Origin of the sequence: Arsenophonus nasoniae DSM 15247 (assembly GCF_000429565.1) — a bacterium.
Taxonomy (GTDB): Bacteria; Pseudomonadota; Gammaproteobacteria; order Enterobacterales; family Enterobacteriaceae; genus Arsenophonus; species Arsenophonus nasoniae.
In genome coordinates this window covers 1-14,030 of the sequence record NZ_AUCC01000026.1, presented here as the reverse complement: position 1 = coordinate 14,030, position 14,030 = coordinate 1, and the positions used below count along the sequence as shown (strand labels likewise).

At 38.4% G+C, this 14,030-nt stretch carries 11 protein-coding genes; 2 read left to right on the top strand and 9 right to left on the bottom strand.

Annotation, left to right across the window (positions count from 1 at the left end; all coding sequences use genetic code 11):
• Window positions 1-4: 4 nt before the first annotated feature.
• The 7 genes from rfbB to trxA form a co-directional block, all read right to left on the bottom strand.
• Complete coding sequence (gene rfbB / locus G468_RS0107750) at window positions 5-1,078, bottom strand: dTDP-glucose 4,6-dehydratase (protein WP_026822645.1); 1,074 nt, start codon at window positions 1,076-1,078, stop codon at window positions 5-7.
• A complete protein-coding gene (wecC, locus tag G468_RS0107745) occupies window positions 1,069-2,331 on the bottom strand; it encodes a UDP-N-acetyl-D-mannosamine dehydrogenase (RefSeq protein ID WP_026822644.1) in 1,263 nt (420 codons plus the stop codon). Before wecC ends, rfbB begins: the two co-directional genes overlap by 10 nt.
• A complete protein-coding gene (gene wecB, locus G468_RS0107740; protein ID WP_026822643.1) occupies window positions 2,328-3,458 on the bottom strand; it encodes a non-hydrolyzing UDP-N-acetylglucosamine 2-epimerase in 1,131 nt (376 codons plus the stop codon). Before wecB ends, wecC begins: the two co-directional genes overlap by 4 nt.
• 120 nt (window positions 3,459-3,578) lie before the next feature.
• On the bottom strand, window positions 3,579-4,637 hold the full coding sequence (gene wzzE / locus G468_RS0107735; RefSeq protein ID WP_026822642.1) for an ECA polysaccharide chain length modulation protein: 1,059 nt from the start codon (window positions 4,635-4,637) through the stop codon (window positions 3,579-3,581).
• A gap of 31 nt (window positions 4,638-4,668) precedes the next feature.
• On the bottom strand, window positions 4,669-5,751 hold the full coding sequence (gene wecA, locus G468_RS0107730; RefSeq protein WP_026822641.1) for a UDP-N-acetylglucosamine--undecaprenyl-phosphate N-acetylglucosaminephosphotransferase: 1,083 nt from the start codon (window positions 5,749-5,751) through the stop codon (window positions 4,669-4,671).
• Window positions 5,752-5,992: 241 nt separating this feature from the next.
• A complete protein-coding gene (gene rho, locus G468_RS0107725) occupies window positions 5,993-7,252 on the bottom strand; it encodes a transcription termination factor Rho (protein ID WP_026822640.1) in 1,260 nt (419 codons plus the stop codon).
• Between the two features lie 580 nt (window positions 7,253-7,832).
• Complete coding sequence (gene trxA / locus G468_RS0107720; RefSeq protein ID WP_026822639.1) at window positions 7,833-8,159, bottom strand: thioredoxin TrxA; 327 nt, start codon at window positions 8,157-8,159, stop codon at window positions 7,833-7,835.
• A 121-nt stretch (window positions 8,160-8,280) separates the two neighbouring features.
• Between trxA and rhlB the strand changes: the two genes are divergently transcribed.
• Window positions 8,281-9,567, top strand: a complete 1,287-nt coding sequence (gene rhlB / locus G468_RS0107715) for an ATP-dependent RNA helicase RhlB (protein WP_026822638.1) — start codon at window positions 8,281-8,283, stop codon at window positions 9,565-9,567.
• A gap of 7 nt (window positions 9,568-9,574) precedes the next feature.
• Window positions 9,575-11,080 carry a guanosine-5'-triphosphate,3'-diphosphate diphosphatase gene (gene gppA / locus G468_RS0107710; protein WP_026822637.1) on the top strand — a complete coding sequence of 502 codons (1,506 nt, stop codon included), beginning with the start codon at window positions 9,575-9,577 and terminating at the stop codon, window positions 11,078-11,080.
• A 26-nt stretch (window positions 11,081-11,106) separates the two neighbouring features.
• On the opposite strand, the gene rep is transcribed toward gppA, so the two are convergent.
• On the bottom strand, window positions 11,107-13,125 hold the full coding sequence (gene rep / locus G468_RS0107705; protein WP_026822636.1) for a DNA helicase Rep: 2,019 nt from the start codon (window positions 13,123-13,125) through the stop codon (window positions 11,107-11,109).
• 483 nt (window positions 13,126-13,608) lie between these two features.
• Entirely contained in the window at window positions 13,609-13,950 is a 342-nt protein-coding gene (locus G468_RS0107700; RefSeq protein WP_026822635.1) for a hypothetical protein, read from the bottom strand.
• Window positions 13,951-14,030 lie beyond the last annotated feature (80 nt).

Below are 14,030 nucleotides of genomic sequence, written 5' to 3'. Positions count from 1 at the left end.
TCAATTATGTGGCAATACCTAAACGTTGACCAGCATATGAACCATCTTGCACATGACGCCACCAAGTTTCATTACTTAAATACCATTCAACGGTTTTACGCATACCCGATTCAAAAGTCTCTTGTGGCTTCCATCCCAACTCTTGCTCTATCTTGCTAGCATCAATTGCATAACGCATATCATGGCCTGGACGATCAGTGACATAGGTAATCAAATCACGATAATGAGTCACTCCATTCGGCTTAACCGGCCGTAATTCTTCCAGCAGATCGCAAATTGTTTTTACCACATCAATATTTTTACGCTCATTATGGCCGCCAATATTATAAGTCTTCCCCGCATCTGCTTGACTGATGACTAAGTGCAATGCACGGGCATGATCTTCAACATACAGCCAATCACGGATCTGTTCGCCTTGACCATAAACAGGCAATGATTTACCGGCTATCGCGTTCAATATGATCAAAGGAATTAATTTTTCAGGAAAGTGATAGGGGCCATAATTATTAGAGCAATTGGTCACCAGTGTTGGTAAGCCATAAGTACGCTGCCAGGCTCTGACTAAATGGTCACTAGAAGCCTTTGATGCAGAATAAGGGCTACTTGGTGCATAAGGGGTTGTTTCGGTAAATAACCCCTCAGTTGTATGCAAATCGCCATAAACTTCATCGGTAGAAATATGATGGAAGCGAAATAACGGTTTTTTCTGCTGGTCTAAATGATTCCAATAATTGCGAGCAGCCTCTAATAAATGATAAGTGCCAACAATATTGGTTTCGATAAAGGCGGCGGGCCCATCAATCGAGCGATCAACATGACTTTCTGCCGCTAGATGCATAACAGCATCAGGTTGATATTGCGCAAAAATTTTATCCATTGCCGGTCTATCAGCAATATTTATCTGGGTAAAAGTATAACGAGGGTTGTCTACCACTGACGCTAACGATTCCAGATTACCGGCATACGTCAAACTATCAACCACTAGCACATTATCGTTAGTGTGCTCAATGATATGACGCACAACTGCCGAACCGATAAATCCAGCCCCACCCGTCACTAAAATACGTTTCAACGCCATACTCCTTTGGTGTCAACCACCCATTTTTGTCGAATTTGCTCACCATTAATTGCCTTAAATTGTTGATGGTCAACCAGCAACAAAATAATATCTGCATTAGCAATGGCAACTTCAGTAGATATCAATTGACAAGAGCCATTTAATACTTTTGGTAACTCATCAATGTTCGGTTCTACAGCATAAGTGGTGCCCATATGCCAATCGGCAATCATTTTAGTAATTTGCATAGCGGGACTTTCCCGTAAATCATCAATATCCGCTTTAAAGGCAAGCCCAAAACAGGCAATTTTAATTTCATTTGCCCGTTTTCCTGTCTCAGTTACACAATCTGCTAATGCTGTCTTGACCTGATCGACAACCCAGACTGGCTTACTATCATTAACTATACGAGCAGTATGAATCAAACGGGATTGCTTTGGATTCTGAGCAACAATGAACCAGGGATCGACAGCAATACAATGGCCTCCAACACCAGGGCCAGGTTGTAAAATATTGACCCGAGGGTGACGATTGGCCAAACTAATTAGTTCCCAAACATTAATCCCTTGCTCGGCACAAATAAAAGACAGTTCATTGGCAAAAGCAATATTGACATCACGAAAACTATTTTCTATCAATTTACACATTTCAGCCGTTTTCGCATTGGTGAGCACACATTCACCTGCCAGGAAAATTTTATACAATTCACTGACTCGTTGAGATGACTTCATTGTCATACCACCAATAACGCGATCATTTTCGATCAGCTCAACCATGACCTTACCTGGTAAAACACGCTCAGGGCAATAAGCAATATCAATATCTGAATTTTCGCCTTGTTGCTGTGGAAATGTCAGATCAGTACGTATAGCAGCCAGTTGCCCTGCCATTTGCTCCGTTGCGCCGATTGGCGAGGTAGACTCCAGAATAATTAAATCGCCTTTTTTTAAAAACGGAGCAATAGATTCTGCCGCTGCCATAACATAAGACAGATCAGGTTTATGATCATCTTTAAACGGTGTAGGAACTGCAATTAAAAACGCATCCGCCTTCTGAGGTGTGGTAAACGCTTTCAAATAACCAGCTTCTACGGCTGTTTTTACCGTCTTATCTAAATCTGGTTCAACAATATGAATTTTACCTTGATTTATCGTATCAACCGCATGTTGATTAACATCAACCCCAATCACTTTTTTCTGTCGAGCAGCAAAAGCAGCGGCGGTAGGTAAACCGATATAACCTAAACCAATAACAGAAATAGTTTCAAAACTCATAATGTCACCTGATTTGTTTTCAACGCTTCAAGAATTCGCAGGCAAGCTTTACCGTCACCATAAGGATTATGTGCACGGCTCATTTTCTGGTAAGCATCGTCATTCGTTAATAATTGCGTTACGACTTGAACAATTTTTTCTGTTTGTGTACCGACTAAACGTACCGTACCAGCTTCAACCGCTTCTGGGCGCTCAGTAGTATCACGCATCACTAATACGGGCTTACCTAAAGCTGGCGCTTCTTCTTGAATACCCCCTGAATCTGTCAGGATCAAATAAGCGTTATTCATTAAATAAATAAAAGGTAAATAATCCTGTGGATCAATTAAGATTATATTATTAATACCCTGCAAAATTCGTTGTACTGGTTCACTGACATTTGGATTGAGATGAACCGGATAAACAACTTGAACATCCGTATGACTTCTGGCAATTTCAGCTAATGCATGGCAAATACGCTCAAATCCGCTACCAAAACTTTCCCGCCGATGTCCTGTAACTAACAGCATCTTTTTATTTTGATCAAGAAAAGGATATTGCGCAGCAAGGCTTGCCCGTATTGTGGCATCATTCATCATTTTATTACGTACCCAGAACAATGCATCTATTACCGTGTTACCAGTAACATAAATGCGATGATCAGGGATCGACTCGCGTTGTAAATTTCTTCGTGAGTACTCGGTAGGCGCAAAGTGATACATAGCCAGATGACTGGCAATTTTACGATTAGCTTCTTCTGGCCAAGGAGAATACAAGTTACCGGTTCGTAATCCTGCTTCAACATGACCAACCAGAATACGCTGATAAAAGGCAGCCAGGCTGGTTGCCATCGTGGTTGCCGTATCACCATGAACCAATACCACATCGGGTTTAAAAGATAGCAATACGGGTTTCATCCCTTCAAGAATACGACAAGTAATATCAGTTAAATCTTGTCCAGGAGTCATAATATCTAAATCATAATCAGGTATGATCTCAAAAAGATGCAATACCTGATCCAACATTTCTCTATGTTGAGCAGTTACGCAAACTTTCGACTCAAAAGCCTTATCGTTTGTCAAAGCATGTACAAGTGGAGCCATTTTTATGGCTTCAGGACGAGTACCAAACACAGTCAACACTTTCACAATGACTCTCTTTTTTATTTTAACTTCATCTACTAATGAGATGTAACATCAATAATGATTTTACCTTCAACATATTAATAGTTTGTTGAAGTCCCCTATTGTTATATGTTTAGCAAATAATTAGGTTTTGCGTCTTAACAATGCAATACCTATCCCACTTAAAGCACCAATCATTCCCCAAATGATCATCATTAACACTCGACGAGGACTATCACGTTTAACTGGATCTTCTGGTGTTCTTAAATAGCGGTAAGTTTGAAAATTATTCTCGAGAACAGGTTCTACATTTAATGTCGCTAACATTGCTATATTTTGATCATAGCTTTCATCATAATTAGGCCCAGTTGCCTGTAATGTTTCAATTTGTGCTTGTAATAAGGAAGTACCCAATAGAAACATTTCTGAATCAGGTAGTTGATCGATCGGGACATCGACTTTATTACGTGAAATGCCTTGCTTTTGAGCAACTTTTAACGATTGCTGTAGGATATTTAAACGCCGTTCATAACTTGCCTTTGCGACCATTTCCTGACGTTTAACTAATGTTTTAAAAGACTGCTCCTTTGCTAGCCATACACCTTTAATCTGCTCGTTAAGATTAAAAGTCGCTCGTTTGTTAGCAAAAGAAATATATTCACGTAGTAATTGATTCGCATCAGAAGCCGTTTCAGCAATTAATTTTATATTATCATGGAGTATCTTGTTATCATCTTGGGGGGTAAATTGAATATTATCAATTAATTCATCAAGTAATACAGCATCAGCCTTAGCATTTCCTTCCATGCGTGTTTTATAGTAATCACTATTTAACCAAAATTCTCGGCGGGTATCATAAGAACCAACTTGGGCAGTAAATTCCTGATAAACCTGATTCGCAATGGTTGGCAACTGATTATCTTGCGCTTCATTAATATGCGAATCCAAATTTCGTAAAAATTGCTGTTGGGAATAATATGCCCCTAAATTATTAACTGTAGGTAAATCAGTGACAGCATTAGCACTCCATTTTTGTTGCATCATGTAAGAAACAATCAATGCCACAGCCGCAAAAATAAATGCTAAAGAGATAATCCATATTTTTCCCTGCCATAGCGCACAAAATAACCTTTTGATATCTAACTCATATTCAACAGACTGTAAGTGAGAATTAGGTTTGGGTTGTGTTTCTGATTTTGTCACTGGTATGACACTCCTTTAAACATTTGTTTATTTATTTTGCTATACGTTGCATCCGACGTTTAACCCGTTTCACAAAACGCGCCACTTTCCAAGCACGTTTAATACAATAGCCATAGACAGCAAATATAAGCAAAAATAATGCCAACATCACCCATTCAGGAATAAAACTTGAACGTTCACCGATCATGCCTATCGCTGCTAAAATAGCTGCCGCTAAAGTAATTAAGATAAAAGCCTGGCTTGAAGTAAAACCTGACCGCATAATCAAATGATGAATATGTTGTCTGTCGGGTGAAAAAGGACTCATTCCTTTACGAAGGCGCCGATACATAATGGCAATCATGTCCATCAAAGGAATAGCAATAATCCAAAGAGCCGTCACTGGTTTAATTGAACGTTGCTCACCTTGTGTCGACATCAAAAGCAACCAAATAATGGTGAAACCAATTAATGTACTACCCGCATCTCCCATAAACACTTTATAGCGCTTTCCCAATAAACCTAAATTCAGGAATATATAAGGAAGAATGGCAGCAATAACAGCAAAACACCAAAAAGCTAATGCCATATTGCCATTTTGATAAAGCAAAATACCTAACGCAGCAAATGAGATACAAGAAAGCCCACCAAGCAGACCGTCAATACCATCAACCATGTTAAAAGCATTAACCGCTGCCCAAACAGCAAATAACGTCGTCAAATAGCTTAAAGGCCCCAATTTTATTTGCCATGGGCCAAGGACATAACCTAAGTTATCTAATATTAGGCCTGCAAAATAAATCATGACAAGCGCAACAATCGCTTGAATCGTTGCTCGAATTTTAACACTAATATCAAAGCGATCATCTAATACACCAACAAATACTAAAATCCCAGCACAAATCAAATACAACCATTTATGTGGAATGTATTCGTTTGTAATCATGAATGCCAAACTAATACCAAAAAAAACCGCAATACCACCAACCAAAGGAATTTCTCCCTGATGTGTTTTTCGATGATTAGGTTCATCTACCAGACCAAATCTTTTTGCCACTTTTCTCGCAATAAATATAAAGATCAATGAAAACAAGAAAACCCAAAAAACATCGATTAGTAAATCTAGTGTGTGCACAATATTTACTCTCTTATAATTTTTTTAGACACCATCCACTGCATCCATTTCCATGTATAGACTATAAGTGTACTTTAAGTTAGCGTATATGTAACAATAACAAAACATTTCTATCATCTTGTACCAGCTATTAATAAGCAAAATCTATACCAAAATAGAGACTACTGGATAATAAAAACGAACAAAACAAAACGCCACATAAAAGTGGCGTTTTACAATAAATAATTAAACAAATAACAACTTAAGAACGTTTCATGAAATCGAAAAATTCATCATTGGTCTTCGTCATTGCTAATTTATTAATTAAAAATTCCATTGCATCAATTTCACCCATAGGATGAATAATTTTGCGCAATATCCACATTTTCTGTAACTCATCAGGTAAGGTTAATAATTCTTCCTTACGCGTACCGGAACGATTATAATCAATCGCCGGGAAAACACGTTTTTCCGCTATTTTCCGCGACAAATGTAACTCCATATTTCCGGTGCCTTTAAACTCTTCGTAGATCACTTCATCCATTTTAGAACCAGTATCAACTAGTGCTGTAGCAATTATGGTTAGGCTTCCACCTTCTTCTACATTACGTGCCGCACCAAAAAAACGTTTTGGACGATGTAATGCATTTGCATCCACCCCACCAGTTAATACTTTTCCAGAGGAAGGAACTACTGTATTGTAAGCACGAGCAAGACGCGTAATCGAATCTAAAAGAATGATGACATCTTTTTTGTGTTCAACTAAACGTTTAGCTTTTTCTATTACCATTTCAGCAACCTGAACATGACGGGATGCAGGTTCATCAAAGGTTGAAGCAATGACCTCACCTTTAACTAGACGTTGCATTTCGGTCACTTCTTCGGGACGCTCATCAATTAACAACACCATCAAAACACAGTCTGGATAGTTATTGGCAATATTAGCTGCAATATTCTGCAATAACATGGTTTTACCTGCTTTTGGTGGAGCAACAATTAAACCACGCTGCCCACGCCCAATCGGTGCAGCCAAATCTAAAACACGAGCTGTCAAATCCTCTGTTGACCCATTGCCACGCTCCATACGTAGACGGTTATTAGCATGTAGCGGTGTCAGATTTTCAAACAGGATTTTACTACGGGCGTTTTCAGGTTTATCAAAATTAACTTCATTAACTTTTAGTAGGGCAAAATAGCGTTCTCCTTCCTTAGGAGGACGAATTTTTCCTGATATAGTATCTCCCGTTCGTAGATTAAAGCGACGAATCTGACTGGGAGAAACATAAATATCGTCAGGACCGGCTAGATAAGAGCTGTCAGCAGAACGAAGGAATCCAAATCCATCCTGCAAAATTTCTAGCACGCCATCACCAAAAATATCTTCTCCACTTTTCGCATGCTGCTTCAAAATCGAGAAAATAATATCCTGTTTCCTCATGCGGGCTAGGTTCTCTAGCCCCATACTTTCGCCAAGAGTAATCAATTCAGATACCGGCGTATTTTTTAATTCGGTAAGATTCATAATGGTGGGTTCTTAAACTCGGGGTATATTTTTTGAACTATGAACAATAAATAGTATAGCAATCTCTAAATGCCTGTTTAAATAAAAATACAAAAACCTTAACGATTCTTGATGTATATATCAATTTCATTAGGATATAAATTCATGTAGTAGCAGTAATTTGTTAATTTACTACCTTAGATAACACTCTTTATACAGCAAAGACAGAATAAGACTATAAGAATTCATCTCAAAGTTGATGAGGAAATCTCACTTTATACTTCTTAGGCCCTACACAACAGCACCAAGCAAATAACAAATGGAACATGTCTGTCTAAAAGAATTATCTCTATGGGAGTCAATGGAATTCAGACCATTGTAGGATATAGATTATCCAGAGATAACAAATATGTCTATACAATAGCATATCCAATATGTACACATTAAGATAAATAACGCGTATCATATTAAGTAATGGCGCTAAGTTACCATGCTTCAAAGCAGACGTCTAGCTATGAATTGCATAAAAAGCAGACGTCTAACAAGAAATTGAGAAAAATATTGGTCTACTAAACGTCCGTTGTTAATATTTTAGGAAAAATTAGAGGTTTTTGTCTAAAAATTCTTTTAATTGAGTTTTAGACAGAAGACCAACTTGCTGGCCAACCTTCTCGCCATTTTTAAAAAGCATTAAAGTAGGAATGCTACGAATACCATATATAGTTGCTATATCAATACTTTCATCAACATTCAATTTGGCAATAATCAATTTAGCTGTATATTCATCAGCAATTTCGTCTAAAATAGGGGCGATCATTTTACAAGGGCCACACCATTCAGCCCAAAAATCAACTAATATTGGTTTTTTTGCAGATTTGACTGTTTCTTCAAAATCAATACCAGATAGATGAATAACTTTTTCGCTCATTGCGATACTCCAAGGATCAAGTTTTTATGTCGTTTCAGTCTAACATTAATTTAACCATGTTTGCTTTATTTCAAACAATCTTCTTTCATAAAGCAACCGTTAACTGATATTCTAACACACTATGAGTAAAACACATTTGACAGACAAGAAGTTTATAGACTTCGCCCTACACCCTAAAGTTATTGAAGCCCTTAATAAAAATGGCTTTCATAATTGTACGCCGATACAAGCGTCAACATTGCCTTTTACTGTCGAAGGCCGTGATGTTGCGGGGCAGGCACAAACAGGAACAGGTAAGACATTGGCTTTTCTTACCTCAACATTTCATTATTTACTAACACATCCAACAAATTCAGAACGTCAAGTTAATCAACCTAGAGCGCTAATTATGGCTCCTACACGGGAGTTAGCCGTTCAGATATATACCGATGCAAAAGAATTAGCCGCTATAACAGGCTTAAAAATGGGCTTAGCTTATGGTGGTGATGGCTACGACGAACAACTGCATGTACTCCAATCGGGAGTAGATATTCTTATCGGTACAACCGGGCGCTTGATCGATTATGCTAAACAAGGCCACATTCATTTAGGTCGCATTCAGGTAGTTGTACTTGATGAAGCTGACCGCATGTATGATCTTGGTTTTATTAAAGATATTCGTTGGTTATTTCGTCGAATGCCACCCGCTGCCCAACGCTTGAATTTACTCTTTTCCGCAACACTTTCTTATCGTGTTCAAGAACTGGCATTTGAACAAATGAATCAACCCGAATATATTGAGGTAGAACCTCAACAAAAAACAGGTCATCGCATTAAAGAAGAACTTTTCTATCCTTCTAATGAAGAAAAAATGCGTCTGTTACAAACGTTAATCGAGGAAGAGTGGCCCGAAAGATGTATAATTTTTGCTAATACTAAACATCGCTGTGAAGATATTTGGGCACATCTTGCTGCTGATGGTCACCGTGTTGGCTTACTGACCGGTGATGTGGCACAAAAAAAACGGCTACGTATTCTTGAACAGTTCACTCAAGGCCATTTAGATATTTTAGTTGCCACAGATGTTGCCGCTAGAGGTTTACATATTCCATCTGTCACGCATGTATTTAATTACGATCTCCCTGATGATTGTGAAGATTATGTCCATCGTATTGGTCGTACTGGGCGCGCGGGTGAAAGTGGTCATTCGATTAGTTTGGCTTGTGAAGAGTATTCTTTAAATCTACCGGCTATTGAAGAGTATATTCAGCATCAAATCCCGGTCAGCAAATACAATAGTGAAGCATTATTACAAGATTTACCGACGCCAAAACCACGTCGTCGTCCACGCGCTAGCGGAACACGGCGTAATAATAGTAGTCAAAGCCGACAGAATAATTCACGCAACAATCGTAAACGTCCGAGCTAATAAACATATGTTAAAATCATCGCTTTACGCAGCAATCGATCTTGGTTCTAACAGCTTTCATATGTTAGTAGTAAGAGAAATTTCTGGTTATGTACAAACCCTTGCCCGCATAAAGCGTAAAGTCAGACTGGCCGCTGGTCTTGATGAAAGTAACTATTTATCTCAACACGCAATGGATCGTGGCTGGCAATGTTTGCATCTTTTTTCCGAGTATTTACAAGATATTCCGACTGAACAAGTGCAAATTGTTGCTACAGCAACCCTTCGTCTCGCTAAGAATGCTGACCTTTTTATTAAGCAAGGAGAAAATATTCTAAGGCATCCCATCAGAATTATTACTGGTGAAGAAGAAGCACAACTCATTTATCAAGGGGTAGCACATACCACTGGCGGTTCAGATAAACGACTAGTGATAGATATCGGCGGTGGCAGTACTGAAATCATTACCGGTACCCATGTTAAACATAGTCAACTTGTTAGCCTTAATATGGGTTGCGTTACCTGGCTTGAACACTACTTTAAAGATCGTAATTTGACCGAAGAAAATTTCACACAAGCTGAAACTGCTGCACATAAAATTATTAAACCTAGCGCGAGCCGACTTATTAAGCAAGGTTGGCAAATTTGTGTCGGTGCTTCAGGTACAATACAGGCTATACAAGAAATTATGCTAGCTGCTGGCATGGATGAACGTATTACGCTAGATAAATTACAATTATTAAAAAAAGCCGCGATCACCTCTGGAAAATTAGAAGAATTGGAAATCAAAGGATTAACGCTAGAACGAGCGCTAGTTTTTCCCAGTGGTTTAGCTATTTTAATTGCCATATTTGCCGAATTGAAAATCGATTACATGATATTAGCAGGCGGGGCATTGCGTGAAGGGTTAATCTATAACATGCTTGATCTTCCTGCAAAACAGAATATACGCGCAATTACACTTGCCAATATTCAACATCGTTTTCAAGTTGATATTGAGCAGGCTAACCGGGTAAAGAGGCTAACTGAATATTTTTATTCACAATTAAAGAAAAGCTTTTATCGTGATAATCACCAACTTGATGAGCTATTAAAAGGTGCCAGCGCGCTGCATGAAATTGGCTTAAGTATTGATGCTCGTCATGTTACTAAACATGCCCATTATCTCATCAGCCATCTTGATATGCCAGGTTATACACTTACGCAAAAACGCTTATTAGCGACTTTACTTAAAAACCAAACTGGCCCGATTGAGTTAACAGAACTAATCCAACAAAATGCGATCCCTGTCCAATATGCTATTCTTCTTTGTCGGCTTTTAAGACTGGCGATTATTTTTACTCTTCCACGTCGTGACAATACCATACCGTTATTACGTCTTAGAGCAAATAAAGAAACCTTAATCCTTACATTACCCCATCAATGGTTATTGGAACATCCGCTCTGTTATGAAAATTTACAGCAAGAAATCCAATGGCAAAGTAATATCAATTGGCCTTTGTTACTAGAAGAACAAACTGAATTAACACAATAAGCTCAATCTATTTTAGTTAGCAAAATTTATTTTCTGTTTAACCCCAATCTGGCTCTGATATCCGCAATCGCAGACTGGCCTTTTTCCATTCGCTGCTCGGCGGTGACTATTTTTTTATTTTGCTCCCAGATCAAATCATCTTGTGGTAATTCATGTAAAAAACGACTAATCTCCGGTCGAATAAGCTCACCATATTGCCGTCGCTCTCGACAATGGCTAAAGAATAACTCTCGCTGAGCGCGAGTTATGCCCACATAAGCCAGCCGGCGTTCTTCATCAATATTATTTTCATCAATACTGGTTTGATGGGGTAATAATCCTTCTTCCATACCGACTAAAAAAACGTAAGGGAATTCGAGTCCCTTTGAAGCATGCAAAGTCATTAATTGCACCTGATCTAAATCTTCAACCGTTTCCCCACGCTCCATCATATCCCGCAAGGTAAAGCGTGATACAACCTGAGATAACGTCATTGCCTCATCAATATCATTGCCATTAATCATTTCATCCATCCAGCCAAATAGTTGATTAACATTTTTCATCCGTATTTCAGCCGCTTTGGTACTGTTTGATGTTTCATATAACCAACTTTCATAATCAATGTCATGCAGGAGATCTCTAACCGCAAGCAGGGGCTCACGTTCTGCTCGTTCGGCAATCTCTGCTAACCAACGAGTGAAATGCTGTAATGCCGTCAAACCACGTCCAGTTAATGTTTGTTCAAGTCCAACATCAAAACTGGCAGCAAACAGGCTTTTTTGGCGTAAAATCGCCCATTCACCTAATTTTTGGATTGTTTTCGGCCCAATTTCGCGTTTAGGGGTATTCACTATGCGGAGAAAGGCACTATCATCATCGGGATTAGTTAGTATCCGCAAATAAGCTAAGATATCTTTAATTTCTGCACGTGAAAAAAATGAAGTTCCACCGGAAATACGGTAAGGAATGCGGTTTTGTAACAATAATTTTTCAAATAGGCGCGATTGATGATTACCACGATATAAAATAGCATAATTTTTATATTGGGTTTTATTGACAAAATGGTGGGCAACCAATTCGCCGATCACACGCTCTGCCTCATGATCTTCATTATTAGCGGTGATAACTTTTAACGCTTCACCATAACCCAATTCAGAAAATAACTTTTTATCAAAAACATGCGGATTATTAGCAATCAATATATTAGCGGCTTTCAGAATACGGCCAGAAGAGCGATAATTTTGCTCCAGTTTGATCACCTTAAGCTGAGGGAAGTCGGTTTTTAGTAACGCTAAATTTTGCGGTTGAGCACCACGCCAGGAATAAATAGATTGATCATCATCACCAACAACAGTAAAGCGTCCACGGTTACCCACTAACAATTTAACCAGTTGATACTGGCTAGTATTGGTATCTTGATATTCATCCACCAGCAGATAACGGATCTTTTGCTGCCAACGCGAACGTATCTCTTCATTCTCATCCAGCAAGCGGGTCGGTTTAGTAATTAAGTCATCAAAATCCAGCACATTGCAACTTGATAAATGTAATTCATAACGCCGATAACATTCAGCAAACCGTTGTTGTTGTTCTGATTTTACCTGTGCCATCACTTGGTTGGCCGTTAATAGATCACTCTTCCAGTTAGAGATAGTAGAAGCCAACTGGCGTAATAGATCTTTATCTTCTTCCAATAAATCAAAGGTCAGCTCTTTCAGCAGAGCCATTTGATCGTGTTCATCAAATAATGAAAAATTGGCCTTTAGGCCTAATGCGCTATATTCCCGCTTAATAATTTCCAAGCCTAAAGTATGAAAAGTGGCAACCATTAATCCTCTGGTCTCTTTTTTCCCTAACGTTTGCCCAACACGCTCCTTCATCTCTCTAGCCGCTTTATTGGTGAAAGTGACGGCCGCTACCTGACGCGGTAAATAACCACGCTGACGAATTAAGTAGGCAATTTTATGGGTAATAACCCGGGTTTTACCTGAGCCCGCCCCAGCCAGTACCAAACAGGAGCCGTCAACATATTCAACCGCTTGTTGTTGATTGTAATTTAATCGCATAGGCTGTTAACTGAGCATTTTCCATTATTTGTTGTAATGGTAAAATTGTATCAGAAAGCAGATAAGTAAAAAATGGCATAAAAAACCCGCTAATTAGTAATTAAAATATAGCGGGTAAAAAGTCATATAAAAATAGGTTAATTCTTACCATAGTGAGTTGATTGTGTCACATTAAATGGTGATAAGTTCGGTTAGCGCTAGGTTTGCAAATCGAGTATTGTTGTACTTTTAGTGCAACTGCTAACAAATAAAAATAGATAACTTATTGATTTAGCAAAACTAGATTTTATTTTAATGCTATTTCCTAGTTGTATCTCACAAAGATTATGACAAAGTAGTTAATATAGCAAAACAACCTGAGCAAATCGTAATACAAAGCTATAAACGGCTACCAGACTAACTAAAAAATGGGTTTATGGGGGAGCTCAAACAAAAATTTGTTATTTCTCCCCGATAAATTTCATCAAAACATAAATTTTCCTTTTAAGAATGTTGTATGTTTATCCATCCTCCTCCAGTACGATTATTTTTATAACGAGTAATATATTTATAGGGTACAGGAGTGATGAATGTCGCTTCGACAGACTTATTTGGCATCATTGCAATAAATTTAGAATCCTGTGCATTTGCCGCAGAAAGTAATAATTTGGGAGTTAATATTTTGGGTGGCGTTTTAACTTTTTCAACTCCCATTGTAATTGGACTAATAGGAACTTCCGCTATATCAGGAATATTCACTTCATAAAAATAATTTCGTGTTTCCGCATAGCCTCCAGATTCTAGTGTCGTACCAAAAGAAACAAAATCCGGATTGGGTGAAGTCACATGGTTTTTGGCTAATGTTCCTGCGTCAAAACTTGTAGTGGTCTAATAAAACTGTAGAGATTTATAGCTTATAATTAAGC